Source organism: Micromonospora sp. WMMD736 (genome assembly GCF_049179015.1).
Classification (GTDB): domain Bacteria; phylum Actinomycetota; class Actinomycetes; order Mycobacteriales; family Micromonosporaceae; genus Micromonospora.
In genome coordinates this window covers 1037881-1063259 of record NZ_JBMHMI010000001.1, presented here as the reverse complement: position 1 = coordinate 1063259, position 25379 = coordinate 1037881, and the positions used below count along the sequence as shown (strand labels likewise).

The following is a 25379-nucleotide window of genomic DNA, read 5'->3' as shown; positions in this document are numbered from 1 at the left end:
TCAGCCTCCGATCGTCTCGGTCTCGGTGCCGCCGGCCCACTGGCTGAGCTTGAACACCACGAATTCGGCGGGCTTGACGACGGCGATGCCGATGTGGGCGATCACCATGCCGGCGTCACGGACGTCCGGCGGGTTGGTCTCCTCGTCGCACTTGACGAAGAACGCCTCCTCGGGGCTGCGCCCGAGCAGCGCGCCGTCGCGCCACACGCGGGTGAGGAACGCCCCGATGTCGCGCCGGATCGAGCGCCAGAGGGTGAAGTCGTTCGGTTCGAAGACCATCCACCGGGTGCCGTTCGCGATGGCCTGTTCGATGGCGATGCTGAGTCGCCGGACGTTGAGGTAGCGCCACTCGCTGGCCTCGGCGGCGAGCGTACGGGCGCCCCAGACGCGGATGCCCTCGCCGGCGAAGTAGCGGATCACGTTGACGCCCTTGGGGTTGAGCACGTCGTGCTCGGGGCGGGTGACCCGGTAGCCGAGGTCGACCGCGCCCCGGACCGGTTCGTTGGCCGGCGCCTTGTGCACGCCGCGCAGGGCGTCGGTGCGGGCCCAGATGCCGGCCAGGTGCCCGCTCGGCGGGGTGAGCTCCAACTCGCCGCTGATCGGGTCACGGACCTGCAGGTACGGGTAGTAGAACGCGGCGAACTCGGACTGCCGGGGCCGGTACGCCGGCCCGTCGCCGCCGGAGCCGCCCGGCTGCGCCGGACCAGCGCCCTCGGCGGGTTTCGGCGGCTTGCCGGACGACGGGGTGGCGACCCGGGTCAGCGCGGAGATGTCGTCGATGTCCGGGGCCGGGTCGCAGATCGCCACCATGGTGCGGGTCCGTTCGGCCATGCTGATCAGCGCCTCGTGGGACACCGGATCGGAGAAGCCCGGAGCGGCGATGATGGAGATCTCGTCGACGGCCTCCAGCAGTTGCAGGCCGCCGCGTTGCTTGCCGGTGCCGGTGATGGCGCCGCCCTCGCCGACGTTGACCACCCAGCAGCGCGCGCCCCCGTTGTCCAGGAAGCCGAAGACCGCCCGCGCGAGGGGAGTGCTCTCGACCTGGTCGCCGTCGGCGAAGAGCCGCAGGAACTCGGTCCAGTTGTTGACCGGTACGGCCTTGCCCAGGTGGGCGTCGCGGTTCGGGGCGACGCCGACGAACGCGGCGATGCTGGTGCTCACCGGTCCGATCGGTCGGGCGCCGCTGGGGACCTCCTCGACGTAGATGCCGGGGGAGAAGTAGCTGGGCATCGGTCCTCCTGTGCGGGGTGGGCGTCAGTGGGTCGGTGGCGCGCAGACGATGACGATGTCGTCGTCGTCCGCGTCCACGTCGGCGGTGAGAACGAGCCCGCGACCACTCAGCCGCAGCCGTACCGGGCGGGGGTGTTCGGGGTCGTGCGGGACCCCGGCGATCAGGAACCGGCCGTCGGGCCCGGTGCGGGTCGCGGACGTCGTGCCCGGCACCTCGACGCGCATGGCGGCGAGGGGCTGGTCCTGCGGGCCGACGACCCGGCCGGCGAGCGCGCGCACCGCGACCTGACGCAGCCGCAGCGGTCGCAGGACCGGCGGCGCGGCGGGCGTCGGGTGCTCCACCTGGGTCGGTACGTCGATCAGCAGCGCCGGGCGGGGCGCGGCGTCCAGCGCGTGCCACAGCGTCGCCGCGCCGGCCTCCAGCACCACCGGATAGCGGCCGTCCCGGGTCGCGGCGGCGAGCACCCGGTCCAGCACGGCGAGCCCGGCCGGACCGGCCACGCTGAGCAGGTAGCGGACCGTGAACCGGTACGGCTCGCGCACCGCGCCGCTGGAGCGGGTCTGCTGGGCCGGGCGCAGTTCCAGGGGCCACAGGGTGAGCCCGTCGGCGTCACCGGCCGCGCGGGGTGGACCGATCGGGACGGGTTCCCCCGCCGCGCCGGTCAACCATGCGACCAGTTCCGCGGTGGCCGTCTCGATCGGTCCGCGCCCGTCGGTGGTCATCGCGGCGGCGTCCCCTGGATGCGGTAAGCGATGGCCTCGTTCCAGACGTGCGGGTAGACGCCGATCTCGAAGTAGCGGGTGAACCGGTTGATCGGCGCGTTGGTGTGGTCGTGGTAGAGCAGCCAGATCGGCGCGATGGTGAAGAGCGCGTAGTTCGCCAGCACCAGCGGGATGTAGAGCGGTCCGAGCAGCCGCGCCTGGAAGATGTGCACGTCCTCGTGGCGTTGGATGCCGGAGTTGGAACCCGCGCAGACGGTGCCGATGGTGGTGGCGTAGCGCGGGGAGACCCCCTCCACCACGCACACCCGGCCGCTGGCGGCGGACGTGGGCCGGTCCAACGAGTGCCCGAAGACCAGGTGCACGACCAGGTAGACGGCCCCGACCACCGTGTTGAGCAGGCTCCACGTGTGATCGACGACGAAGAGGACGATCCCCCGGGCGTCCGGGGCGTACACCCCGGCGGAGGTGACCGCCCAGCCGAACACCGCCCCGACGAGCAGGCCCACGACGGCCCCGACGAGCAGGCCGATCGGCCCGCCGGCCAGGAGGCCGAGGACCGCGCCGACGGCCATCTGGATGACCGCGCTGAGGATTCCGAAGATCATGACGTCGACCCCTCAGACCCAGGAGCGGAAGACTCGGGGCTCGCGACCGCTCGCGAGCTGGGTGGGTGTCGCCTGGCGGTTGCCGGGCGGGAACTGGTTGACACCGAGCGCGGCGGAGAAGATGACCAGCGCGTTGAAGAACGCGATGACCCACTTCTCGCCGCCGACCTCGTCGGCGAACGCCGCCGAGAGGTAGGACAGCAGTAGCGCGATGGCGATGGCGATCCACTTGCGGAGCTTGTCGCCGCTCGGACCGATCAATCCGCCGATGACGTTGGTGGCCAGCAGGGTGGCGGCGCTCGCTCCGGCGAGACTGCCCAGGGCTGCCCAGGTGAAGAGATCGTTCACGGCGATCCCCCCTTTTCTGCGATGGTGCGACCGGGATGTGGTGGTGGTGAGGCCGGCGCTCCGAGCGGGGAGCGCCGACGCCGGTCGCCGTCGTCGCGGGGCGGCCGGGGCCGGGACGTGGCCGGTGCGGGCCGGCCACCGGATGGATCAGCCGGGCCCGGGCGTGCCGGCGGGCGGCCCCGGCGGGGTCGGGCCGGGCGCGGTCGGGTCGGTCGCGGTCGCACCGGCTGCCGGCGGCGCCGTCGAGCGCCGCCGACGCAGCAGGAGTACGACCACAGCGGTGAGGACGAGCAGCAGGAGTACGCCGCCGACGACCAGCAGCCACGGGAAACCACCCGAGTCGGTTTCGGCGGCTGCCGGCGAGGCCGAGGGGCGCGGCGGGGCCTCGGCGACGGCGCGCAATTCCATCGGCTTTTCCTGGTTGGCGTCGACCTTCCAGGTGACCGACCGGCCGTTGACGGTGCCATTGGTGTCGATCACCCGTCCGGGAAAGGTCACCGAGATCTCGAACGACATCAGCTTGAGGAAGGCCTGCTGCTGTTGAGGATTCTGCTGGGCGGCTTTTCCGCCGTATTTCTTCGGATCCAGCGGTAACGTGAAACGGTAGAAGTCGCCGTCCCGGACCAGTTTGACGCTCTCGCTGTCGAAGCCCGCCAGTGGTGCCTTGCGATAATTGATCTGTGCGCCGAAGAGCTTGCTGTCCTCGTAGGTCGTCTCCTCGCCGGGCGGCAGCGCCGGAATGTTCTGCCGCAGCTCGGCGAACGCGGCCGGAATGTTCTTGTTCTGGGAGCTCAGCACGGACTTCTGGGCGGTCAGCAACAACTGCCCGTCGACCGTGTCGTCGGCGTTCACGGTGAGTCCCATGTTGAGTTGCATGCAGCCGCTCAACGCGGCGAGAAGGAGGAGGCACACCGCGACGCGGAGTGCCCTACCGCGGTTGACGCTCCTGTTCATTCGCTCAGTGTGTGTGATCCAATTCACCACGAGCAGTCAGCGATCGGTCACAAGGCAGTCGCCGATTGTACGGGCACACTGTCGTATCCGACCGAGGTCGACAGTGGTCCCGAAGAATAGACTGGAGCTTTGCGCCCACGCCCGCCGGAGCGCTGCCGTTCGTCAGCCCGTCGGGGGTCGCCAGTCGGTGCACCAGGTCATGCTCCGCAGTGCGGCGCTGCCCGGTGTGAGGCGCAGCGCGACCGTACGCGCCGCGAGGGCGAGGGGGTTGCGCAGCTGCTGGCCGTACCGGCCGGCGCGCAGGGACGCGCGGGCGACGGCCTGGGTGCGTCCACGACGTTGCTCGTCGTACGCAGCCAGGGCGCCGGGCAGCCCTCGCGCACCGTCGGCGCAGACCGCGCCGAGCACCACGGCGTCCTCGATGGCCTGGCAGGCGCCCTGCCCGAGGTTCGGCGTCATCGCGTGCGCCGCGTCGCCGAGCAGCGCCACCCGTCCCCGCACGTACGACGGCAGCGGTGTGGCCAGGTGGTGGATGTCGTTGCGCAGCACCGCCCCGGGTGGGGTCGCCGCCAGCAGCGCGGGGATGGGGTCGTGCCAGCCGCCGAAGTGCTCCCGTACGGCCGCCAACTCGTCCGGAGCGTGGCCGTCGGGCGGGGCGTTGCGGGCCGCGTACCAGTAGACCTGGCCCTCGCCGATCGGCACCATGCCGAACTCGGCGCCGGGGCCCCAGGTGATCGCCGTGGGGAGCGGGTCGGGGAACGCGATGGCGGCCCGCCAGGCCGTCGAGCCGGCGTAGACCGGGGCGGGGATCTCCGGCCAGAGCTGGGCGCGCAGTCGACTGCGCAGGCCGTCGGCGCCGACCACCAGGTCGGCGTCGAGGCTCTGCGGGCCGTCGGCGCCATGGTAGTGGACCGTGGCGTGATCGGTGTCGGACTCGACGTGTTCGACCGTGGCCCCCGTGCGGAGCGACGACGTGGGCAGCGCCTCGCGCAGGACGCGGTGCAGGGTGGCCCGGTGCACGCCGAGCGCGGTGGTGCCGAGTTGCCGCAGCATGTCGGCCGGGTCCACCCGGGACAGCCACCGGCCGCGCGGGTCGCGGATCCCGCCCGGGGCCTCGCCGTGAGCGCCGGAGCGCAGGGTCGAGCCCAGGTCGAGGGCGTCGAGGGCGCGCATCGCGTTGGTCATCAGGGTCAGGCCGGCGCCCACCTCGCGCAGCTCCGGGGCGCGTTCGAGCACGGTGACCCGCCAGCCGCGCCGGTGCAGGGCGAGCGCCGCGCTGAGCCCCCCGATGCCGCCGCCGACCACCACCGCGTGCGAGTCGCTCATGTCGTCCGCCCTTCTACACCTGTAGAAGGGTGATACTACATCCGCACCCCGCAAAGGAGGAGACCCCTGTGACGGCCCGCGCCCACCGGATCGCGCTGTTGACCGACGCGGCCATCGAGCTGATCGCCGACGGCGGCATGCGGGCGCTGACCCATCGGGCCGTGGACGCCCGCGCCGAGCTGCCGCCCGGCACCACCTCGGCGTACCTGCGCACCCGCCAGGCGCTGATCGAGGCGGTGGTGCAACGCCTCGTCGAGCGGGACCGGGTCGACCTGGCCGCGTACGACCTGCCGACCGAGCCGCCCGCCGCGCAGCCGGGTCCCCGCCTGGACGGCGACGCCCTCGACCAGCTCGCCGCCGGGGTGGCCGAGGTGCTCGACCGCTGGCTGGGCGTCGGACGCAGTCGTGCGCTGGCCCGCTACGCCTGCCTGCTGGAGGCGGTGCACCGCCCCGAACTGCGCGGCATCCTGCAACACGGCACCGGCATCCGGGTCCAGTCCCGCGACCTGCTGACCCGCGCCGGCGCCACCGACCCCGACCGCCAGGGCGACCGGTTCGTCGCGTACGTCGACGGGCTGCTCTTCGACCGGCTGGTCGGCACGGGAGCGCTCACCGCCCCGACCCCCGGCACCCCGGCCAGCCGCGCCGATCTCGCGGACGCCGTCCGTACGCTGCTGCGCGCCCTGACCGGGAGGTGACCGCAGCGTCGCGCCCGGGCGGGACCGGCCCGGGATCGGCAGGGCGGGTGACCGGCGGACGGCCCGGTAGGCGACCGCGCCGCGCGATGGTGGACGATCACGGAGGGCGAGCCGGCGGACGGCGGTGATCGCCGACGGCCGTACAACGCGTCGGTCGACCGGTGGGAGGTGGCGATGGCGTGGTTCGCGGGCCTGCGGGTCGCCGGCCGTCGGTTGCGCCAGGGGTGGCGGCCGGTGCTGGAGGCGACCGTGGCGGCGACCGTGGCCTGGCTGCTCGCCACCCGCCTGCTCGGGCATCCGCAGCCGTTCTTCGCGCCGGCCGCCGCGCTGATCGTCCTCGGACAGGCCCGTGGGCAGCGCATCCGGCGGGCCGTCGAGGTCGTGCTCGGGGTGGCCGCCGGGGTGCTCGTCGCGGACCTGGTCGTGCAGGCGCTGGGACCCGGCAGCACGTGGACGGTCGGCACGGTCATCCTGCTCACCGTGCTGCTCGCGGTCGCCTTCGGCGCCACCGGCGTCACCCTCGTGCAGGCCGCAGTCTCCGCGCTCTACCTGGTGGTGGTCGCGCCGCCGGACGGGTCGCTGGTGCCGTTCCGCTTCGTCGACGCGCTGGTCGGCGGCGCGGTGGCGCTCGCCGTCAGCCTGCTCGCCGACGCCCGGCACCCGCTCGCGCCGCTCGTCGCCGAGGTGCGGCGCACCTTCGACGAGCTGGCCGGTCTGCTGGGCGAGATCGCCGACGCGCTGGACGGGCGCGACGAGCCGGCGGCGGTGGCCGCCCTGGCGCGCGCCCGGAGCATGGACGCCCGGGTCGACGGGCTACGCGACGGCGTGCTCGCCGCCGGCGAGGCGCTGCGGCTGAACGTGCGCCGACGTCGGCACATCGGCCGACTGCGGTCGGTGGACGAGTCGGTCCGGCAGATCGACTACGTGGTCCGCAACGTCCGGGTGCTGGCCCGCGCGGGCGTGACGCTGAGTCGACTGCGGACCCCCACCCCGCCCGAGCTGGGCGACGCGCTGCGCTGCCTGGTGGAGGCGGTCCGGGAGGCCGGCGCGGCGCTCGCCGCCGACCTGGACGGGCAGGAGGAGGTCGCCGACCGGCACGCCGTACGGGCGGACGAGGCGGCGCTGGCCGCCGTCCGTACCGCCGGGCAGCTCTTCGGGTCGACCCAGACGCTGGCCCTCGCCATGATCATCGGCCAGGTCCGGGCAACGGCGATCGACCTGCTGCGGGGCGTGCACCCCGACGACGACGTCGCCGTCCTGGCCCGCGTGGACGCGGCCCTCGGCCTGCCCGCCGTCTGACCGACGCAGCGGGTCACCCGGTGAGCCACTCGGTGGCCCTCGCGCGGATTCCAGCCGGCAGATCGTGGCCGCCGGGGAACTCCGCGTAGGTGACGTCGTACCCGATGCCGCGCAGGTGCGGCACGAAGCGACGGCTGCACACGTCGACGGGCAGCACCGGGTCGTCCACCCCGTGCGAGACGAAGATCCGTGGTCGCCCACGGACGACCGGCGGCGCGGCGAAGCCGGGCGAGAAGGCCAGCACCGCGTCGACCAGGTCGCCGTTGGCCAGGCCCAACGAGAGCGCGTACGACGCGCCGTCGGAGAAACCGCCAAGCGTCACACCGTGCACGGGGTAGCCGTCGAACGCGCTGGCCAGCAACGCGTCGATGTGCCCGACGTCCACCCCGACGCCACCGGCGATCAGGTCCCAACTGGTCGCCGACGACTGCGGGGCGATCAGCAGCAGGCGGTGCGCGTCCGCGACCGGCAGCAGCAGGTCCAGGCCATGCCGGGCGGAGCCACCCGCCCCGTGCAGGAGCACCACCAGCCGGTACGCCGCACCGTCGGCGGCCGGCTCCGGCACGTACGCCATCGCGGGCCGACCCCCGTCACCGCCGGGCAGCGGGACGATGCCGGTCGGCCCGGTCACCACCGGCGGGTGCGGGCGTGTGGTCAACCGGCCGTGCCGGTGCCCCTGTGCGGGTGCCCGGCTCGGCGGTGCGGGGTCGGACACGGGCCACCAACTCCTCGCGGTCGACGAGAGGTGCGAGGCGGTTACCCGGCCGGCCGCCCGTTAACCGGGCGGCCGCTCAGGCGCTGTCGCGGGCCACCAGGTCGGACGGGAAGAGCGTCACCGGCGCTCCCGGGCGGCCGGCCAGCACGGCGGCGGCCGCCGCGGCGGCGATCCGGCCCACCGGGTGGCTCGCCGTGGTCAGCGCCGGCGCGGTCATGCCGGCCAGCGGGATGTCGTCGAAGCCGGCCACCGCGACGTCACCGGGCACCCGAACGCCGTCCTCGCGCAGCGCCGCGATCACGCCGAGGGCCGTCTCGTCGCTGATCGCGTAGATCGCGTCGACGTCCGGCCAGCGACGTAGCGCCTCGCCGGCCGCCTCCCGGCCCCGCGCCGCCGTGAAGTCCCCCGACACCACCCGCTCCGGCAGGCCGGCCTCGCGCATCAGCTGGCGGTACGCCCGCACCGGCCGCTGCGCGCACGGCAACCAGCGCGGCCCGGTCACCATGGCGATCTTCCGGCGGCCCGTTCCGTACAGGTGGCGGAGCACCGCGCCCGCGCCGGTGGTGTTGTCGACGTCGAACGACGGCACCGTGGCCGAGCCGATGCCGATCGAGGCGATCCGACCGTGCAGCGCCCGGGGGACCGCCGCCAGCAGGTCCTCGGTGGTGTTGACCAGCACGACCCCGCACACGCTGCGGTCGGCGGCGAGCTGGTCGAGGCCGTGCGGGTCGCCCAGCGCCAGCCAGTGCAGGGCCACCCCGACGCCGGCCGGCGCGCACACCCGGGCCGCCGAGCCCACCACCCGGTCCACGTACGGGTCGTCCAGCACGGCCGCGCTGGTCCCGAGGGCGGCCACCACCAGCCGCACGCCACCGCCGCGGACGAGTGCGCGGGCGGCCGGGTTGGGTACGTAGCCGAGTTGGTCGGCGGCCGTCGCCACCCGGGCCCGGGCGGCCGGCGAGGCGAACCCGGTGCCGGCGATCACCCGCGAGGCGGTGGACCGGGAGACTCCGGCGGCCCGGGCGACGTCCTGGAGAGTTGCCGGGCGCTGCGCCGCTGCCGTCATCGTGTCCTCCCCGACGACGCCCGCCCCCCGCGGGCGCGCGCCTGCCAGGAATCATCCCCCGACCTGCGGGCTCCCGGTAAGGGCTGGTGGCCCGCTTGTGGTGGAAGCGCTCTCAGGTGTGCGATCGTGCCAGGAGATCACCCCCCAGGAAGAGGACCACCCTTGAGCGCCCCCACCAGTTCCGCCGTCGCTCCGGACGACACCGTGCCGGCGCGGGCCGTCCGGCTCGCCCGCAACGGCGTCGCCCTCACCTTCACCCTCAACGGCCTGGCCGTCGGTAGCTGGTTCTCCCGGGTACCGGCCGTCCGGGAGGCGCTGGACCTGTCCGCCGGACGCCTCGGGCTGCTGTTGCTGGCGTTGAGCGTCGGCGCGCTGCTCGCCATGCCGACGTCCGGGCTGCTCGCCCAGCGCCTCGGCTCGGCGCGCACGGTGACCCTCTCCACCGTGCTGGTCGCGGTGGGCCTGGTCGTGGCCGGGTTGGGCGCGACGGTCGCCGGGTCGACCGTCGTCGTCGCCCTGGGGATGGTCGCCTTCGGCTACGGCTCCGGCGCCTGTGACGTGGCGATGAACGTCGAGGGTGCGGCGGTGGAGCGTCGCTTGGGGCGTACCGTCATGCCCCGGTTCCACGCGGCCTGGAGCCTCGGGTCGGTGGCCGGCGCGGGCGTCGGCGCCGGGGCGGCCCGCCTGGACGTGCCGGTCGGCGCGCACCTCGCCGTGGTGGCCGTGGTGGTGCTGGTCGGCACCTTCTTCGCGTCCCGGGCGTACCTGCCCCAGCCGGTCGGGGACGCGGTCGACGGGCCGACCGACACCAGCCCGGCCGCCCGTCGGCGGGCACAGCTCGCCGCCTGGCGCGAGCCCCGCACTCTGCTGATCGGGCTGTTCGTGCTGGTGGCGGCCTTCGCCGAGGGCAGCGCCAACGACTGGCTGGCGGTCGCGTTCGTGGACGGCCGGGACCTGAGCGAGGCGGCCGGGGCGGCGGTCTTCGGCGTGTTCGTCGTCGGCATGACCCTCGGTCGCACCGCCGGCACGGTCGCGCTGGACCGTTGGGGGCGGGTGCCGGTCCTCACCGGCACCATCCTGCTCGCCGCCGTCGGCGCGACGCTGGCCGTGTTGGCCGGCTCGGGACCGGTGGCCATCGTCGGCGTCGCGCTGTGGGGGATCGGCGCGTCACTCGGCTTCCCCGTCGGCATGAGCGCGGCGGCCGACGAGGAGGCGCACGCGGCGGTACGGGTCAGCGTCGTCGCGGTGATCGGCTACACGGCCTTCCTGGGTGGCCCGCCGCTGCTGGGGCTGCTCGGCGACCACGTCGGCACCCTGCGGGCGCTGCTGGTGGTGCCGCTGCTGCTCCTGCCGACGCTGGCCCTGCTGCCGGCGCTGCGCCCGCCGCGCCCCGCCGAGCAGGCTCCGGCAGCACAGAAAAACTAACCCGGATCGGGGCGTACCGGTATCGGGCGCGCGGCCGAGTGCGCCGCGCGCCCGAGCTGGCTACGGTCGCCCGATGCCAACCGACGAGATCACCGCCGCCGCGGCGGGCACCTGGACCCTGGGCGACCGTCCGGTGCGCCGGATGGGCTTCGGCTCGATGCGGATCACCGCGAACCCCGACCGCGAGCACGCCATCGCGCTGCTGCGCCGTGCCGTGGAGCTGGGCGTCAACCACATCGACACCGCCGCGTTCTACGTCTCGCCCGGCGGAACCCTGCGGGTGGGCACCGGTCCCGCCCGGTACGCCACCGAGCTGATCCGGGCCGCCCTCACCCCGTACCCGGAGGATCTGGTGATCGTGACCAAGGTCGGCTTCGGGTACGACCCGGTGGACGGGTTCCACGAGGCGGTCACTTCCGCGCAGCTGCGCGCGCAGGTCGAGGAGAACCTGCGTCGTCTCGGCCGCGACCAGCTCGACGTGGTGAACCTGCGGCTCGGTCGAGGGCCGGGCCCGGCGCCGCTGGCCGAGCGGTTCGGCGCCCTGGCCGAGCTGCGCGACGCCGGACTGATCCGGCACCTCGGGCTGTCCAACGTGCGACCCGAGCAACTGGACGAGGTGGCCGGCATCGCGCCCGTGGTCTGCGTGCAGAACAACTACGGCGTGGACGCCTACCGGGAGCAGGACGCCTTCGTCCGGGCCTGCGGCGAGCGGGGGATCGCCTACGTGCCGTTCTTCGCGCTGGCCGGAACGTCGAGGGAGAAGGGCGCGACCGCCGCGCCGGGCGCGGCCGTCGAGGCGGTCGCCCGCGAGCACGGCGTCACCCCGTCGCAGGTAGGGCTGGCCTGGACCCTGCACCAGGGCCGCCACGTCCTCGCCATTCCCGGCACCAGCAACCCCGCACACCTGGTGGAGAACACGGCCGCCGCCGCCCTCCGCCTGACCCCGGAGGACCTGACCCGCCTGGGCTGACCGACCTTGGCCCCGGTGATCATGAAGTTATTGCCGTCGATGCCGGCGTGTCGCGCCGATAACTTCATGATCACCGGAGCCAGACGCGCAGCGGGCCCGTGGGGACGAAGCCGGCTCGCAGGGGCGGGGGGAGGTCCGGCGTGGACTCGTAGCCGACCAGGGGCACGTCGGGCCGGGTGGCGACGACTGCCCGCCAGATCTCGTCCAGGTCGGCGGTGTGCGCGAACACGTTGGAGACGCCGCACGGATCGTCGCCGCTGAGCACCGCACCGCCGACGACCGTGCCGTCCTCGTCGTGGCGGGCCAACACCCGGATTCGCGGGTCGGTCAGCAGCGCCGGGCGGAACAGCTCCCCACCGCCGTGCGCGCTCGCCCAGGCCGCCAGCTGCTGCCCGGTGCTGACCGGGGTCAGCGGCGGGTCGGGCGGCGGATCGGCCGGCGGGCGGTGGATCCACTGCGCGTCGAGGAGGACCCGGAACCCGTACGCCGTCAGGTCGAGGTCGGCGAAGCTGTCCTTCACCGACGCGCCCGCCCCGGCGTCGATCCGCGCGAGCAGCGCTTCCGGGTCGACGCCGGGGCGCAGGGTGACCGCGTCCGGATACCACTGTGGGGAGCGGCGGGGAACCGACCACGCGTCGGCGTCGCTCCGGCCGACCAGCCCGTGACTGGCGCACACCGCCTCGCACCATCGCGCGTTGTTGCGCGCCGCCGCCTCCCGCATCCCGTCCGGCACGCCCGGCAGCCTAACCGGTGAGCACGACGAGTCGCTGGGTCGCGCGCGTCATCGCCACGTACCTGTCGACCGCCCCCTGGATCCCCGCGCCGAACGCCTCCGGGTCGACGAGGACGACCAGGTCGAACTCCAGCCCCTTGGACAGCTCCGGGCTCAGCGAGCGCACGCGATCCGTCGTCGGCCGGAACGTGGGGTCACCGATGACGCAGGCGATCCCCTCGGTGTGCTCCGCGAGCCAGCCGTCGACGATCGCGTCCCGGTCGGCCACCGACGCGTACCCGACCGGGATCCCGTTGCCGCGGATCGAGGTCGGTACGTTCGCGTCCGGGAGGACGGCCCGAATGACCGGTTCGGCCTGCGCCATGACCTCCCGGGGCGTCCGGTAGTTGATGGTCAACGAGGCCAGGGTCACCCCGTCGAGTCCGACGCGGGCGAGTCGTTCCGCCCACGAGCCGGTGAACCCGTGCCGGGCCTGGGCGCGGTCCCCGACGATCGTGAAGCTGCGCGACGGGCACCGCGACAGCAGCATCTGCCACTGCGCGTCGGTCAGCTCCTGCGCCTCGTCCACGACGATGTGCGCGAACGGGCCGGCCAGCAGATCCGCGGCGACGCCGGGCAGCGCAGCCTCGTCGACGAGCGCGTCCTGGAGGTCCAGTTGGCGCAGACTCGACAGCACGCCCTCGCCGTCGTCGTAGGTGTGCGCCTCGATCAGCTCGTCGACGACCGTCGCCATGCGGGCCCGTTCGGCCGCGATCGTGGCCTCGCGGCGGCGGGTACGCCGCGACGCCTCGGCATCGCCGAGCCGCTGCCGCGCCGCGTCCAGCAGCGGCAGGTCGGACACCGTCCACGCGCGGGCGTCGGCGCGTTGGAGCCGACGGATGTCGTCGGGACCGAGCCAGGGGGCGCATCTGCGCAGGTAGGCGGGGACCGACCAGAGGTCCGCGACGATGTCGGCGGCGTCGAGCAGCGGCCAGGCCCGGTTCACCGTCGTACGGAGTTCCGGGTCGCGCCGCAGCGACGCGCGGACGAGGTCCTCGGGTTCGTCGCCGTCGTACCTGCCGAGCAGGATGCTCAGCAGCTCGTCCCAGATCTCGTCGCGGGCCTCGTTGTGCGGGGTGCCCGGTCCGGGCGCCTCGAACGCCTGGGCCCAGTCGTCGGCGCTGAGCCGGATGTCGGTGTCGCCGACCGGGACGGTCAGCGACGACGTCGGCGGCTCCTCGTAGAAGCGCACGGCCGCGTCGATCGCCCCGACCAGGTCGGCCGAGGACTTGAGGCGGTCCACCTCCGGGTCGGTCTCGACGGCCGCCGAGGCGCCCTCGGGTACTAGGTCCCGCAGGGTGCAGGTCTGTACGTCCTCTTCGCCCAGGCTGGGCAGGACGTCGGCGACGTACGCCAGGTAGGGCTGGTGCGGTCCGACGAACAGCACCCCGCCCCGCCCCTGGCGCAGGCGCGGGTCGGAGTAGAGCAGGTACGCGGTGCGGTGCAGGGCGACGACGGTCTTGCCCGTGCCCGGACCGCCGTCGACGACGAGCGCCCCGCGTGATCCGGCCCGGATGATGGCGTCCTGGTCGGCCTGGATGGTGCCGAGCACGTCGCGCATCCGGGCCGACCGGTTGCCGCCGAGGCTGGCGATGAACGCCGACTGGTCGTCCAGCGCGGCGTGCCCCTCGAACCCGTCCGGGGTGAACACCTCGTCCCAGTAGTCGCTGATCCGGCCGCGGGTCCAGCGGTACCGACGTCGGCTCGCCAGGCCCATCGGGTTGGCGTGGGTCGCTCCGAAGAACGGCGCGGCGGCCGGCGAGCGCCAGTCGAGCAGCAGCCGGCGGCCGTCGCCGTCGCTGAGGCCGAACCGTCCGATGTAGACGGGCTCGACATCGTCCGCGTGGACGATGCGACCGAGACACAGATCCAGACCGAACCGCCGCAGCGCACGCAGGCGGGCGGTCAGCCGGCGGACCTCCTCGTCCCGGACGACCGCCTGTCGCCCCTTGCCGGCGGGTGCCCGCCGCTCGGCTTCGAGGCGGTCGGACAGGTCGGCGATGGACCGCTGGAGGCTCGCCGCGATCGCGGCGAAGTGCTGCTCGTCCCGGGCGACGAGCGCCGGGTCGGCCTTGGCGGCGAGGTTCTCGGGAAGGTCGAACACACTGGCCGCCGCCGACGACACGTTCCTACTCATGGCTCCCGTTTCCGCAGGTCATGGCCTTGGACGGGCCATTCTGCGGCACGGCGGGGGCCTTGCCGCAAGTCCCCCCATGCGGTATATGTTGGATATGGCGGGAGGTGTTGTTCCCCGTCGTCAGGGCTTCCGCTCGGCGTAGACGAGATCCATCGTGTCGGTGCGCCCGGCCCAGCGCAGGTCGAGATGCCAGCAGCCCGCTCGGGGCATGTCGATGATCGACGGCCCCGGCCCTGCGGCGACCTCGTGGGTCACTCTCGTGTCGGTGCCGTCCAGCGTCGCGATGATCTCCAGCGTGGTCGACACCCCCGCGGCCGGCGATGTCGTGGCGGGCCGGGCCACCCAGAGGATCTTGTTGCTCGACGCGTCCGGCCGGACCTGCGCCAGCGGGTGGCCGAACAGCACCGCCACGATCTCGCCCCGTGCGCCGAAGACGTGCGGCATGCGGCTGTCCCCGTGGAAACCCTCGTCCGCCCAGTCGGGCAGTGACCCCGTCTCGACGTGCGCCGCGCAGCCGGTCGCCGCCGCAGCGGGATGGCCGGCAGTCGGTGCCGGTCCGTCGCCGGTCGCGCCGCAGCCCGCCAGCAGCAGAACCGATCCCAGCAGAAGTCTGCCCCAAGTGATCATTGCGCTCCCTCTCCCACGGACGTGTCCCGCACCGGGGAGACACCGTCCGGGCCGCACGGGTTCCTAGGGGAGCGACTGGGCGATCTCCAGCGCCTCGGCCATGGTGCGCGCCCCCTCCAGCCGGTAGGTCACGCCGGCCTGCTCCCAGATGAGGGTCGACGCGGCGAGCCGGGCGGTCTCCCGGCGGATCTGCCCCGACCGGTCGACGTAGGACAGCACGTGCGGACCGTCGACCCAGACGGCGAAGTCCCCGTCGACCTGCGTCCACTCCGCTCCCGGCCGGCTGGTCCGCTTGTGGAAGGTCAGATCGAGGCGACCGTCGAACGCGTCCAGGCGCAGATTGCCACCGTCGTACAGCAGCGTCGCGACCCGGCACGCGCCGGTGCCGTCGGGGTCGGCGACCGACACCCGCTCCGGCGGACCGAGCGCGGCCGGCACCCGGACCGGGAAGCGCACCGCCCGGCGCGCCTCGTCGAGCCCCACCGTCCGCAGCGACGGCAGGGGTGACGGCTCGTCCCCGGGCGGCGACGACGTGGACGACGTGACGATGCCGACGCCGGCGAAGCGCAGCACCTCGCCGAGGGCGTCGGCGACGGCGGCACGCGTCGGCGGCAGCACCGCGACCACCAGGGCCACGAGCGCCGCCGCGGCGACCGCACGCCACCGTCGCCATCCGGGTACGCGCCCGACGAGCCGGTCGTGCACCCGTGCGGTGACGTCCGGCGCGGCGGGCGTCTCCAACCATCCGCCCAACTCCCGCAGCTCGGCCTCGAGGTCATCCATGGTGCACCTCCTCGTCGGCGAGCAGGGCGCGCAGCTTCGTCAGTGCCCGTGAGGTACGCGACTTCACCGTTCCCCGGGGCCAGCCCAACATGACGCTCGTCTCCTGCTCGCCGAGGTCGAGGAAGAACCGGCAGACGATCACCTCGCGGTCGCGTACCGGCAGTTGCCGCAGGGCCGCCACCAGCGCGGCCCGACGCTCGCCGGCCAGGACGGCGTCCATCGCGTCGTCCTCGGCGATCTCGGGCGGGGGGCTCGCCGCCGCCCGCAGGACCAGGCCGTCCCGGCGGGTGCGGGACCGGTGCAGGTTGCGGGTCTCGTTGGCGACGATCGCGAGCAACCAGGAGCGGAAGGACGAGTCTCCCCGATAGCGGGACAGCTTGCGGTAGCCCTTCACGAACGACTCCTGGACGACGTCCTCGGAGTCCGATCCCGCGCCGAGCAGCACCGCCGTCCGGTACGCGGACGCGGTGTGCCGGGCGACCAGGAGGTCGTACGCCTCCAGGTCACCGGCTCGGGCGCGGGTGACGAGCACGTCGTCGTCCAGGGGAACCTCCGGTCGGACTCGCACTGATGACACCGCCCGCGCGTGTCGGGTTCCTGCCCAGCGGAGTCAGATTTCTCCCACCCGCCGTGCAGCCTATTGCCAGGAATCGGTGCTGAACTGGGAGTGGCGTCGAGGGAGAGGGGCTGGGCATGGGCTGGTTCAACCGGCGGTCTCGCAGCGGCGAGGCGACCCCGACGAAGCTGGACCGTGAGGCCACCCGGGACGACCTCGCCGCGCTCGAGGCGTTCGTCGCCAGTCGGCGGGGTGTGGAGTTCTACCTGGAACCGGAGACGACCGCCACCGACACCACCGTGGTCGCGATCGCCCACGACGGTGAGTGGATCCGTCGCCGCACCGGCACACCCCGGGCGGCGGGTGACATCGCCCGCAAGCACGCGGTGCCGCTGTACGAGGCGGCCCGCACCGGCTACCCGGAGCGGATGCGGGTGTGGAATCGGGCACACCCGGAGCGCCACGCCCGCTGAGGCGGTCAGGCCGTGCGCGGGCTCAAGCGGGTTTCACCGGTTTGAGTGATCGCTGAATGAGCGTGAGGACGGGTGAGAGGATCAGCTCGCCGCCACCGATCGTGGCGACAGCGTTCACGTTGTGGGGCGTGCCGTCGACGTCGACCACCAGCGCGCCAGCCTCCTTGGCGATGACGACGCCCGCGACGGTGTCCCAGGGATTGTTGTTGAGCATGACGAACGCGTCGATCCGACCGTGCGCCAACCAGGCGAGGTCGATCGCGGCTGACCCGTGCATGCGTATCCGTTGGACGTGCCGGCTGAGCTGCTCGGTGATGGCAAGTCGGTCGGTGTTCTTCCGGCTGGCGTCGGCACCGACCGCATAGTCGCCGATGGCGACGACGGCATCCCGAAGATCGGTGACCTGGCTGGCGCGGATGCGCCGGTCGTCGGCATAGGCGCCGTGCCCCTGCACAGCGTGGTAGCGGGTGCCGAGGAACGGAAGGTCGATGACACCAAGGACGGCGTGTGTGCGGTGGATGAGGCCGAGAGAGATGGCGCACAGGGGCGAGCCGTGGATGAAGTTCACGGTGCCATCGACTGGATCGAGCGCCCAGGTCAGTGCGCTGGTGTCGCCGCTGCTGCCGTACTCCTCACCGAGGAAACCGATGTCAGGCACCTTGGCGGCCAGGTGCTCGCGAACCGCTCGTTCGATGGCGTAATCCACCTCCGAGGCCATGTCGCGGTCACCCTTGAAGGTCAGCGCGCCGGGCTGGAGCCTCCGCATCAGGTCGTGTGCCAGGTCGACGGCCTCCTGTGCAAGGGGGAGGAGGTGCGCGTAGTCGGTCATAGCTGGCGGCTGCGCTCCCACAGCGAGTTGAACATCTCGTCAAATATTGGGTAGAGGCCGGAAGGATTGGCGCTGCGCTCGATGACCATCGTCGGGCAGTCGACACCACGCATCTGCGGGAGGTAGTGCTGGACAACGCAGAGTCGACCATCGATCAGAAGGACGTTGGCGCGAATGGACTCGTCGTAGACGCCGATGGCGAGGTTGTTTCGGGCTTCAGCGGGGAGCCGGTCACGAATGCGGCGCGCCAGGTTCTGGATGTTGAGGTCGGTGAGCGCGCTGAGGTGTCCGTCGGGATAGTCTTCCTCCCGCTCCTGCCGCCTGATGGCCTCGCCGGCCGGGTCGAGGAACAGGCAGCGGAGGCGGGTGCCGGCGGCGAGGAGTTTCAGGAGGCGATTGTCGCCGTACTGCTGACAGATGAGGTTGAGTGACAGGCCGGACGCTCGGATGTCCGTGGCATGGTCGAAAAGGGCTCGCGGGGGCAGCTCCGCCATGAAGTCTGATCGGCTGGAATAGATCGCGCTGACATCAGCGCACCGGTCCGGCACTGCCTTGCCGACCTGGTGTCCTGCTAGGTCACGGGCCGGCTCGCGTTCGCCAAGGAGGAGCGTCACGCGTGCGTGGCGTGGCATGGACAGGCCGGTGCAGATGCGGGTGAGGACATCGATGCTGCTGACCCGGCGGGCGCCGCTGGTGATTTCGCTGATCTGAGCCTGGCTGAGGCCGGTGGCGACGCCGAGAGTGGTTTGGCTGGCTCGGGTGGCTCGCTGGACGAGGCGGAATACCTGAGCGACATCGCGAGCGGCCAAGGCATCGAGCATGTCGGCGGTGTCCCACAGCAGGTCTTCAGTGGTAAGCGCGGCAGTCGTGCGGACGCTCACGGGTGGCTCCCTTCCTGCTCGAGGGCCGAGGGCCAGCTTATCCAGTAGTCAGATGGCATACCGGCAGGACATCCGGTGGGCGGATGGAAGTTATCCATCGAGGAATCACTTTCTGTGATGGATCGCCGTGGTTGCGGTGAGCAGGGTCGTGGTGTGAGTCTCCGGTCCCGCCCCCACCTGCCCATGCGCCCCGCCTGGTTGTGCCGCAACTGTGCCGCCGCGTGGCCATGTTCCCGTGCGCAGCTCGATCTCGTCGCCGAGTTCTACGGCCACTCGCTGGCGCTGGCCCTCTACCTGACGTCCTGCATGAACGAGGCCATCGGCGATTTGTACGGTCTCGGCGGTCGCCCCGACCTTGCCCTGATGCACGCGCGTTTTCTCGGCTGGCTGTCGATGACTCGCCGGCCGCGTCGGCTCAAGCCTGAGTGACCCGCTCCGATATCTTCGCAGGTCAATGTGGTGAACCTGGCCCCTCGACGCCGGGGTCGGCGTTGACCGGCGGCGCTGCGGTGTGGCAGCATTCGCGGCCTGACGGCAGTGAAGGAAGTCGGTGCGAATCCGACGCGGTCCCGCCACTGTCACCGGGGAGCGATCCCCCCTCGTGAGTCACGGCCGTGTGTCTGCGGTTGGAAGGCCGGGGGAGAGCGTCGATCCGGAAGCCAGGATACTTCGGCCGTCGGGACGTACCCCAGGGCGTGGACACCCGAGGAGGACCCGATGACGCATGGCGTCTCCATCATCGACGGCCGTTGCCGTTGCCCGCACCGCGGCCGTGCTGTCGCCGCGACCGGCGTCGACTCCGTTCACCGCTGAGTTCCGCGCCACGCGACCCTTCGCCACCGGCTGCACGCCGGTGAGTCCGGGTCGCGGTGCCCGCTGAACCCCGCGCCCACCCGCACGTCGTCGCCGAGTCGCCTCCGCGAGCGCGTCGACGTTACCGTCCGGAGCCTGCCGTGCGCATTCTGCTGCTCTCCACCGCCGACACCGACCTGCTGGCCGCCCGCGCCAGCGACGCCGACTACCGGCTCGCCAACCCCGCCCGGGTGGCGGCCGACGAGGTGCCCGCCCTGCTCGACGGGGTCGACCTCGCCGTCGTACGCCTGCTCGGCGGTCGGCAGGCGTGGCCGGACGGCCTCGCCGCGGTGCTCGCCAGCGGCGTACCCACGGTCGTGCTCGGCGGCGAGGCGCTGCCGGACGCGGAGCTGATGGCGGTCTCCACGGTGCCGGCCGGGGTGGTCGCCCAGGCCCTCGCGTACCTGGTCGAGGGTGGGCCGGACAACCTGGGGGAGCTGGCCCGGTTCCTCTCCGACACGGTCCTGCTCACCGGCGAGGGGTTCGCCGCGCCCACGCCGACCCCGGCGTACGGCGTGCACGGCGCGTACCCTCCCGAACCGGATCGGCCCACCATCGGGATCGTCTTCTACCGGGCGCACGCCCTGGCCGGCAACACCGCCTTCGTCGACGTGCTGGCGGAGGCGGTCCGCGCGGCCGGCGGCAACCCACTGCCGATCTTCTGCGGTTCGCTGCGCGGGCTGACCGCCGGTGCCGGCCCGCTCGGCCTCTTCGCCCGCTGCGACGCGTTGCTGGTCACCGTGCTCGCGGCCGGTGGCGCGGTCGCGGCGGACGCCTCCTCCGGCGGCGACGAGGACGCCTGGGACGTCGGCGCGCTGGCCGCCCTGGACGTGCCGGTCATCCAGGCGCTCTGCCTGACCAGCACGCGCGAGCAGTGGGCCGGCAGCGACGCCGGACTGTCCCCGTTGGACGCGGCGATGCAGGTGGCCATTCCGGAGTTCGACGGGCGGATCGTCACCGTGCCGTTCTCGTTCAAGCAGGTCGACGCCGACGGGCTCTCGGTGTACGCCGCCGACCCCGAGCGGGCCGCCCGCGTCGCCGGCATCGCGGTCCGGCACGCCCGGCTGCGGGACGTGCCGAACGCCGACAAGCGGATCGCCGTGGTGCTCAGCTCGTACCCCACCAAGCACTCGCGGGTCGGCAACGCCGTCGGTCTGGACACGCCGGCCTCGGCGGTCCGGCTGTTCGCCGCGCTCGCCGAGGCGGGCTACGACCTCGGCGGCACACCGCCGCCCACGGACGGTGACGCGCTGATCCACGCGCTGATCGCCGCCGGGGGGCACGACGTGGAGTGGCTCACCCCGGAGCAGTTGGCCGCCGCCGAGGCCCGGATCCCCGGGGAGACGTACCGGCGGTGGTTCGACCAGGTCCCGACCGAGCTGCGCGCGCGGATGCGGGAGCACTGGGGTGACCCGCCAGGCGAGCTGTACACCGACGGCGGGGACGTCGTGCTGGCCGGCCTGCGCTTCGGCAACGTGGCGCTGCTGATCCAGCCGCCGCGCGGCTTCGGGGAGAACCCGATCGCCATCTACCACGACCCGGACCTGCCACCGAGCCACCACTACCTGGCCGCGTACCGCTGGCTCGCCGCGCCCGTCGCGGACGGCGGCTTCGGCGCGGACGCCGTGGTGCACCTGGGCAAGCACGGCACCCTGGAGTGGCTGCCCGGCAAGGGACTCGGGTTGGCCGCCGACTGCGCGCCCGACGCCGTCCTCGCGGACCTGCCGCTGGTCTACCCGTTCATCGTCAACGACCCCGGCGAGGGCACCCAGGCCAAGCGGCGGGCGCACGCCGTGGTGGTCGATCACCTGGTGCCGCCGATGGCCCGCGCCGAAACCTACGGCGACCTGGCCAAACTGGAGCAACTGCTCGACGAGTACGCCACCGTGCAGGCGCTCGACCCGGCCAAGGTGCCGACCGTCCGGGCGCAGATCTGGGACCTGGTCCGCGCCGCCGAGCTGCACCACGACCTGCACACCGAGGCGATGCCCGACCCGGACGACTTCGACGACTTCGTGCTGCACCTCGACGGCTACCTGTGCGAGGTCAAGGACGTGCAGATCCGCGACGGCCTGCACATCCTCGCCGACGCGCCCACCGGCGAGCCGCGGGTCAACCTGGTCCTCGCGGTGCTGCGCGCCCCGCAGATCTGGGGCGGCGCACACGCCCTGCCCGGCCTGCGGCAGGCCCTCGCCGCCGCGTACGCCCTCGACGAGCAGGAGCTGCTCGCGACGCCGGGCCAGCGGGTCGCCCTGCCGGCCGCGTTGACCGACGCGGTGGACGGGCCGGCCCGCACCGCCGCCGACGCCATCGACCTGATCGAAGCCCTCGCCCGGCGGCTCGTCATCGGGATGGAGACCCTGGGCTGGGCCGTCGACGCGGCCGAGACGGTCGTCGCCGAGGTGACCGGCCAGCCGATCCCGGATGCCGCCGCCGTGCTGCGCTTCGCCGCGACCGAGCTGGTGCCCCGGCTGGAGCGCACCACGGACGAGCTGCGCAACACCCTCGGCGCGCTCGACGGTCGGTTCGTGCCGCCCGGCCCGTCCGGCTCACCCACCCGGGGCCTGGTCAACGTGCTGCCCACCGGCCGGAACTTCTACTCCGTCGACCCGAAGGCCATTCCCAGCCGCAACGCCTGGGACGTCGGCGTGGCCCTGGCCGACTCGCTGCTGGCCCGGCACCTCGCCGACACCGGCGCGTACCCCCGCTCGGTGGGTCTGACCGTGTGGGGCACCAGCGCGATGCGGACCCAGGGTGACGACATCGCCGAGGTGCTCGCGCTGCTGGGCTGTCGGCCGGTCTGGGACGAGCGGTCCCGGCGGGTCACCGGCGTCGAGGTGGTGCCGACGGCCGAGCTGGGGCGGCCCCGCGTCGACGTCACGGTGCGGATCTCCGGCTTCTTCCGCGACGCGTTCCCGCACGTGGTGGCGCTGCTCGACGACGCCGTCCGGCAGGTCGCCGCCCTCAACGAGCCAGACGAGGCGAACTACCTGCGGGCGCACGTCACCGCCGACGTGGCCGAGCACGGCGACGAGCGGCGGGCCACCGCCCGCATCTTCGGCTCCAAACCCGGCGCGTACGGGGCGGGACTGCTGCCGCTGATCGACGCCCGGACGTGGCGCGACGACGCCGACCTGGCCGAGGTGTACGCGGTCTGGGGTGGGTACGCGTACGGCCGGGGCCTGGACGGGCGGGAGGCGCGCGCCGACATGGAGCGCTCGTTCGCGCGGATCTCCGTCGCGGTGAAGAACCAGGACACCCGCGAACACGACATCGTCGACTCCGACGACTACTTCCAGTACCACGGCGGAATGGTGGCGATGGTCCGCCACCTCACCGGCACGTCACCGGCGGCGTACGTGGGGGACTCGGCCATGCCGCACGACGTGCGGACCCGCACGCTGGGCGAGGAGACCCGGCGGGTGTTCCGGGCCCGGGTGGTCAACCCGAAGTGGATCGCCGCGATGCGCCGGCACGGCTACAAGGGCGCGTTCGAGCTGGCCGCCACCGTGGACTACCTGTTCGGCTACGACGCCACCGCCGGCGTGGTGGACGACTGGATGTACGAGCACCTGGCCGCCGCGTACCTCTTCGACGACACCACCCGGGAGTTCCTCCAGCAGTCCAACCCGTGGGCGCTGCGCGGCATCACCGAGCGGCTGTTGGAGGCCGCCGACCGGGGGCTGTGGGCCAAGCCCGAGCCGGCCACCCTCGACCGGCTCCGCGACGAGTACCTGGCCAGCGAGGGTGACCTGGAGGACCGGGCATGACCACCTATCCGTTCAGCGCCGTGCTCGGCATGGCCGACATGCGGCTGGCGCTGCTGCTCAACGCCGTCTCCCCGGCGATCGGCGGGGTCCTCGTGCGGGGCGAGAAGGGCACCGCGAAGTCCACCGCCGTCCGCGCCCTCGCCGCACTGCTGCCCCCGGTGCGCCGGGTCGCCGGCTGCCGCTTCGGCTGTGACCCGGCCGAGCCCGACCCGGCCTGCCCGGACGGCCCGCACCCGCTCGGGGCGGCGACCGAGACGGGCCCGGCGCGCCTGGTCGAACTGCCCGTCGGCGCCGCCGAGGACCGGGTGGTCGGGTCGCTGGACCTGGAGAAGGCCCTCGGCGAGGGCGTCCGCGCCTTCGAACCGGGCCTGCTCGCCGCCGCGCACCGGGGCGTCCTCTACGTCGACGAGGTCAACCTGCTGCACGACCACCTCGTGGACCTGCTGCTGGACGCCGCCGCGATGGGCCGCAGCCACGTCGAGCGTGAGGGCGTCTCGGTCAGCCACGCGGCCCGGTTCCTGCTGGTCGGCACCATGAACCCGGAGGAAGGGGAGTTGCGCCCGCAGCTGCTCGACCGGTTCGGGCTGACCGTCGAGGTGAACGCCAGCCGGGACCCGGAGATCCGGGTCGAGGTGGTCCGCCGGCGGCTCGCCGCCGACGCAGACCCGGCCGGGTTCGCCGCCCGCTGGACCGACGCCGACGCCGAGATCGCCGCCCAGGTGGCCGCCGCCCGCCGCCGGCTTCCCGGGGTACGACTGCCCGACGCGGCGCTGCGGCAGATCGCCGAGGTGTGCGCGGCATTCGACGTGGACGGGATGCGCGCCGACATCGTCACCGCGCGAACCGCGCTCGCGCACGCCGCCTGGCACGGCCGGGACCGGGTCACCAGCGACGACGTCCGGGTGGCGGCTCGGCTGGCCCTGCCGCACCGTCGCCGCCGCGACCCGTTCGACACGCCGGGGCTGGACGAGAAGCGCCTCGACGAGGCCCTGCAACGGGCCCAGGACGCCCATCCCGACGACCCGGACGACGACGACCCGGACGACGGCGGCCCGCGCCCCGACGATCCGGACGGCGGTGGCCCGGGTGGCCCCGGCGACCTCGACGGTCCGGGCGGCGGCAGCGGTCCGGACGGCAGTGCCGGTGGCCCGGGCGGTGCGGGTGGCCCGGGCGGCGCTGGGCACCGTTCCGATGGGTACGGCCCGGACGCTCGTGGCCGCGACGCCGATGGTGCCGCCGTCGATCCGACGATCCCGGAGGGTCCCGAACGTGACGGCTCCGCTGGCGGAAACAGCGCCAGCAGAGGCGAGCGCGGCGACGTTCCCGAGCCGCACGTCGGCGACGCGGGCGCGCAAGGACCCTCCGACCGCTCGCCGGCCGACAGCAGGGGCCGGCAGCGTCGACGGACCGAAGGCGCGGGGCCGAACGGCACCGAGAACCCTCGGGACTGGGACGGTGGCGCGGTGGCCGTACCCCGGGGTGGCCTGCGGGCCCGGCTGCTCACCGCGCCCGGCGTCGGTGACGGGGTGCCCGGCCGACGGTCGCGCGCCCGGACCGGGCGTGGCCGGACGACCGGCGCTCGCAAGCCGGCGGGCCGGGTCGGCGCGCTGCACCTGCCGGCGACGGTTCGCGCCGCCGCGCCGCACCAGGCGGCCCGCGGGAGGCTGGCGGGTCCGCTGCTGCTGCGCCCGGACGACGTGCGCGAGGCGGTCCGGGAGGGGCGCGAGGGCAACCTGGTGCTGTTCGTGGTGGACGCCAGCGGGTCGATGGGCGCCCGGCAGCGGATGACCGCCGTGAAGGACGCCGTGTTGGCGCTGCTCACCGACGCGTACCAGCGACGGGACAAGGTCGCCGTGATCGCCTTCCGGGGCACCGGAGCGCGGATGCTGCTGCCGGCCACCTCCTCGGTGCTGGCGGCCTCGACCCGGCTCACCGGGTTGCCCACGGGCGGGCGGACGCCCCTGGCCGAGGGCCTGCTCGCCGCCGCCGACCTGCTGCGGCTGGAACGCCTGCGCGACCCGAAGCGCCGTCCCCTGGTCCTGGTGGTCACCGACGGCCGAGCCACCGCCGGCCCGCGCCCCCTGGACCGCACCGCAGCAGCGGCGAGAGTCCTGGCGGCAACAGGTGCCCCCTGCGTGGTGGTCGACTGCGAGTCCGGCCCAATCCGTCTCCACCTGGCCGCCCGCCTGGCAACCCAGCTCAACGCCCCCCGACACCCCCTGGACACCCTCACCCACCCCCGCGATCTTGCAGTTTCTGTCGCGGCATAAAGGACTCAAGGACGCAAATGGTCAACAGAAACTGCAAGATCGCGGGAGCCACGGTCGCGGGACGCACGGT

General features: G+C 73.5%; 23 protein-coding genes and 1 riboswitch. Of the genes, 8 read left to right on the top strand and 15 right to left on the bottom strand.

The genetic code is table 11. The annotated features are described in order from the left end of the window. From ACN269_RS04720 to ACN269_RS04695, 6 genes are all read right to left on the bottom strand, one after another. The gene (locus tag ACN269_RS04720) at window positions 1-1230 is read right to left on the bottom strand and encodes a phage tail sheath family protein (RefSeq protein ID WP_421471202.1); all 1230 of its coding nucleotides are present in this window, start codon (window positions 1228-1230) and stop codon (window positions 1-3) included. Between the two features lie 24 nt (window positions 1231-1254). After that, on the bottom strand, window positions 1255-1953 hold the full coding sequence (locus ACN269_RS04715) for a carboxypeptidase-like regulatory domain-containing protein (RefSeq protein WP_421471201.1): 699 nt from the start codon (window positions 1951-1953) through the stop codon (window positions 1255-1257). Continuing rightward, window positions 1950-2558: a glycine zipper family protein gene (locus ACN269_RS04710; protein WP_421471200.1), complete on the bottom strand. Its 609-nt coding sequence runs from the start codon at window positions 2556-2558 to the stop codon at window positions 1950-1952. The genes ACN269_RS04715 and ACN269_RS04710 overlap by 4 nt, the downstream gene beginning before the upstream one ends. A gap of 12 nt (window positions 2559-2570) precedes the next feature. Then, window positions 2571-2906 carry a hypothetical protein gene (locus ACN269_RS04705; protein ID WP_355051204.1) on the bottom strand — a complete coding sequence of 112 codons (336 nt, stop codon included), beginning with the start codon at window positions 2904-2906 and terminating at the stop codon, window positions 2571-2573. Window positions 2907-3053: 147 nt separating this feature from the next. Further along, entirely contained in the window at window positions 3054-3860 is an 807-nt protein-coding gene (locus ACN269_RS04700; protein ID WP_421471199.1) for an LppM family (lipo)protein, read from the bottom strand. A gap of 162 nt (window positions 3861-4022) precedes the next feature. After that, on the bottom strand, window positions 4023-5186 hold the full coding sequence (locus tag ACN269_RS04695) for an FAD-dependent oxidoreductase (RefSeq protein WP_421471198.1): 1164 nt from the start codon (window positions 5184-5186) through the stop codon (window positions 4023-4025). A 68-nt stretch (window positions 5187-5254) separates the two neighbouring features. Between ACN269_RS04695 and ACN269_RS04690 the strand changes: the two genes are divergently transcribed. After that, the gene (locus ACN269_RS04690; RefSeq protein WP_421471197.1) at window positions 5255-5884 is read left to right on the top strand and encodes a TetR/AcrR family transcriptional regulator; all 630 of its coding nucleotides are present in this window, start codon (window positions 5255-5257) and stop codon (window positions 5882-5884) included. A 174-nt stretch (window positions 5885-6058) separates the two neighbouring features. Further along, complete coding sequence (locus tag ACN269_RS04685; RefSeq protein WP_421471196.1) at window positions 6059-7183, top strand: FUSC family protein; 1125 nt, start codon at window positions 6059-6061, stop codon at window positions 7181-7183. 13 nt (window positions 7184-7196) lie between these two features. Here ACN269_RS04685 and ACN269_RS04680 read toward each other — a convergent pair whose 3' ends face one another. Both ACN269_RS04680 and ACN269_RS04675 read right to left on the bottom strand, forming a co-directional pair. Then, a complete protein-coding gene (locus ACN269_RS04680) occupies window positions 7197-7898 on the bottom strand; it encodes an alpha/beta hydrolase (RefSeq protein ID WP_421471195.1) in 702 nt (233 codons plus the stop codon). Between the two features lie 76 nt (window positions 7899-7974). Further along, window positions 7975-8964 carry a LacI family DNA-binding transcriptional regulator gene (locus ACN269_RS04675; protein ID WP_421471194.1) on the bottom strand — a complete coding sequence of 330 codons (990 nt, stop codon included), beginning with the start codon at window positions 8962-8964 and terminating at the stop codon, window positions 7975-7977. Between the two features lie 162 nt (window positions 8965-9126). On the opposite strand from ACN269_RS04675, the gene ACN269_RS04670 reads away from it, so the two are divergent. After that, on the top strand, window positions 9127-10389 hold the full coding sequence (locus tag ACN269_RS04670; protein ID WP_421471193.1) for an MFS transporter: 1263 nt from the start codon (window positions 9127-9129) through the stop codon (window positions 10387-10389). 73 nt (window positions 10390-10462) lie between these two features. Then, window positions 10463-11359, top strand: a complete 897-nt coding sequence (locus tag ACN269_RS04665; protein ID WP_421471192.1) for an aldo/keto reductase — start codon at window positions 10463-10465, stop codon at window positions 11357-11359. A 70-nt stretch (window positions 11360-11429) separates the two neighbouring features. Here the strand turns inward: ACN269_RS04665 and ACN269_RS04660 are convergent, their stop codons facing one another. From ACN269_RS04660 to ACN269_RS04640, 5 genes are all read right to left on the bottom strand, one after another. Next, window positions 11430-12092 (bottom strand): hypothetical protein, encoded by a 663-nt coding sequence (locus ACN269_RS04660; RefSeq protein WP_421471191.1) that lies wholly within the window; start codon window positions 12090-12092, stop codon window positions 11430-11432. 10 nt (window positions 12093-12102) lie between these two features. Then, window positions 12103-14268 carry an RNA polymerase recycling motor ATPase HelR gene (gene helR, locus ACN269_RS04655; protein ID WP_421471190.1) on the bottom strand — a complete coding sequence of 722 codons (2166 nt, stop codon included), beginning with the start codon at window positions 14266-14268 and terminating at the stop codon, window positions 12103-12105. Between the two features lie 120 nt (window positions 14269-14388). Further along, window positions 14389-14895 carry a hypothetical protein gene (locus ACN269_RS04650; protein WP_421471189.1) on the bottom strand — a complete coding sequence of 169 codons (507 nt, stop codon included), beginning with the start codon at window positions 14893-14895 and terminating at the stop codon, window positions 14389-14391. A 63-nt stretch (window positions 14896-14958) separates the two neighbouring features. Further along, window positions 14959-15678: a hypothetical protein gene (locus ACN269_RS04645; protein ID WP_421471188.1), complete on the bottom strand. Its 720-nt coding sequence runs from the start codon at window positions 15676-15678 to the stop codon at window positions 14959-14961. Next, window positions 15671-16246 carry an RNA polymerase sigma factor gene (locus ACN269_RS04640; RefSeq protein ID WP_421471187.1) on the bottom strand — a complete coding sequence of 192 codons (576 nt, stop codon included), beginning with the start codon at window positions 16244-16246 and terminating at the stop codon, window positions 15671-15673. Before ACN269_RS04640 ends, ACN269_RS04645 begins: the two co-directional genes overlap by 8 nt. Before the next feature lie 125 nt (window positions 16247-16371). Here ACN269_RS04640 and ACN269_RS04635 point away from each other — a divergent pair, with 125 nt between their 5' ends. Further along, on the top strand, window positions 16372-16707 hold the full coding sequence (locus ACN269_RS04635; RefSeq protein ID WP_421471186.1) for a hypothetical protein: 336 nt from the start codon (window positions 16372-16374) through the stop codon (window positions 16705-16707). Between the two features lie 22 nt (window positions 16708-16729). On the opposite strand, the gene ACN269_RS04630 is transcribed toward ACN269_RS04635, so the two are convergent. Then, window positions 16730-17536, bottom strand: a complete 807-nt coding sequence (locus tag ACN269_RS04630) for an inositol monophosphatase family protein (RefSeq protein ID WP_421471185.1) — start codon at window positions 17534-17536, stop codon at window positions 16730-16732. Next, complete coding sequence (locus ACN269_RS04625) at window positions 17533-18417, bottom strand: DUF5919 domain-containing protein (RefSeq protein ID WP_421471184.1); 885 nt, start codon at window positions 18415-18417, stop codon at window positions 17533-17535. The genes ACN269_RS04630 and ACN269_RS04625 overlap by 4 nt, the downstream gene beginning before the upstream one ends. Window positions 18418-18492: 75 nt before the next feature. Here ACN269_RS04625 and ACN269_RS04620 point away from each other — a divergent pair, with 75 nt between their 5' ends. The 3 genes from ACN269_RS04620 to ACN269_RS04610 all read left to right on the top strand — a co-directional run bounded on the left by ACN269_RS04620 (window position 18493) and on the right by ACN269_RS04610 (window position 25309). Then, a complete protein-coding gene (locus ACN269_RS04620; protein WP_421471183.1) occupies window positions 18493-18846 on the top strand; it encodes a hypothetical protein in 354 nt (117 codons plus the stop codon). A gap of 86 nt (window positions 18847-18932) precedes the next feature. Further along, window positions 18933-19109, top strand: a riboswitch (cobalamin riboswitch). A 261-nt stretch (window positions 19110-19370) separates the two neighbouring features. Next, the gene (gene cobN, locus ACN269_RS04615) at window positions 19371-23039 is read left to right on the top strand and encodes a cobaltochelatase subunit CobN (RefSeq protein ID WP_421471182.1); all 3669 of its coding nucleotides are present in this window, start codon (window positions 19371-19373) and stop codon (window positions 23037-23039) included. Beyond that, a complete protein-coding gene (locus ACN269_RS04610) occupies window positions 23036-25309 on the top strand; it encodes a VWA domain-containing protein (RefSeq protein ID WP_421471181.1) in 2274 nt (757 codons plus the stop codon). The genes cobN and ACN269_RS04610 overlap by 4 nt, the downstream gene beginning before the upstream one ends. The last annotated feature ends 70 nt before the right edge of the window (window positions 25310-25379 follow it).

Excerpts from the sequence above, each read along its gene's own strand:
- ACN269_RS04720 (WP_421471202.1), bottom strand. The coding sequence starts at position 1,230 with ATGCCCAGCTACTTCTCCCCCGGCATCTACGTCGAGGAGGTCCCCAGC.
- ACN269_RS04715 (WP_421471201.1), bottom strand. The coding sequence starts at position 1,953 with ATGACCACCGACGGGCGCGGACCGATCGAGACGGCCACCGCGGAACTG.
- ACN269_RS04710 (WP_421471200.1), bottom strand. The coding sequence starts at position 2,558 with ATGATCTTCGGAATCCTCAGCGCGGTCATCCAGATGGCCGTCGGCGCG.
- ACN269_RS04700 (WP_421471199.1), bottom strand. The coding sequence starts at position 3,860 with ATGAACAGGAGCGTCAACCGCGGTAGGGCACTCCGCGTCGCGGTGTGC.
- ACN269_RS04695 (WP_421471198.1), bottom strand. The coding sequence starts at position 5,186 with ATGAGCGACTCGCACGCGGTGGTGGTCGGCGGCGGCATCGGGGGGCTC.
- ACN269_RS04685 (WP_421471196.1), top strand. The coding sequence starts at position 6,059 with ATGGCGTGGTTCGCGGGCCTGCGGGTCGCCGGCCGTCGGTTGCGCCAG.
- ACN269_RS04675 (WP_421471194.1), bottom strand. The coding sequence starts at position 8,964 with ATGACGGCAGCGGCGCAGCGCCCGGCAACTCTCCAGGACGTCGCCCGG.
- ACN269_RS04665 (WP_421471192.1), top strand. The coding sequence starts at position 10,463 with ATGCCAACCGACGAGATCACCGCCGCCGCGGCGGGCACCTGGACCCTG.
- helR (WP_421471190.1), bottom strand. The coding sequence starts at position 14,268 with ATGAGTAGGAACGTGTCGTCGGCGGCGGCCAGTGTGTTCGACCTTCCC.
- ACN269_RS04650 (WP_421471189.1), bottom strand. The coding sequence starts at position 14,895 with ATGATCACTTGGGGCAGACTTCTGCTGGGATCGGTTCTGCTGCTGGCG.
- ACN269_RS04645 (WP_421471188.1), bottom strand. The coding sequence starts at position 15,678 with ATGGATGACCTCGAGGCCGAGCTGCGGGAGTTGGGCGGATGGTTGGAG.
- ACN269_RS04635 (WP_421471186.1), top strand. The coding sequence starts at position 16,372 with ATGGGCTGGTTCAACCGGCGGTCTCGCAGCGGCGAGGCGACCCCGACG.
- ACN269_RS04630 (WP_421471185.1), bottom strand. The coding sequence starts at position 17,536 with ATGACCGACTACGCGCACCTCCTCCCCCTTGCACAGGAGGCCGTCGAC.
- ACN269_RS04610 (WP_421471181.1), top strand. The coding sequence starts at position 23,036 with ATGACCACCTATCCGTTCAGCGCCGTGCTCGGCATGGCCGACATGCGG.